The organism is Mesorhizobium sp. M8A.F.Ca.ET.161.01.1.1, assembly GCF_004792105.1.
In the GTDB taxonomy this organism is placed as follows: Bacteria; Pseudomonadota; Alphaproteobacteria; order Rhizobiales; family Rhizobiaceae; genus Mesorhizobium.
Genome location: NZ_SRTD01000413.1, coordinates 1 through 296 on the forward strand (window position 1 = coordinate 1; position 296 = coordinate 296).

Here is a 296-nt window from a genome sequence, read left to right on the forward strand (position 1 = left end):
TTACGATGACGACAGAATCATCGAGGCCGGCTCCGCCATTCGCGCGCATCCGCTTTATGTGCCTGCGCTCATTCTTATTCTCGTCGGCGCTCTGACGAAGAGCGCGCAGTTTCCCTTTCACTTCTGGCTGCCCAATGCCATGGCGGCACCAACACCCGTTTCCGCCTATCTCCACTCGGCTACCATGGTGAAAGCGGGTGTTTTCCTGCTGGCAAGGTTCTGGCCGGTGCTTGCGGGCACGCCGGAATGGTTCTGGCTGGTCGGCGCGGCCGGCGTCATAACTCTGCTGCTCGGTG

Annotated in this window: 1 protein-coding gene; it reads left to right on the forward strand. The window is 60.8% G+C overall.

The genetic code is table 11. The features are described from left to right. A partial coding sequence (locus tag EN804_RS36325) for a proton-conducting transporter membrane subunit (protein ID WP_281407940.1) occupies nt 1-296 on the forward strand: 296 nt, incomplete at both ends.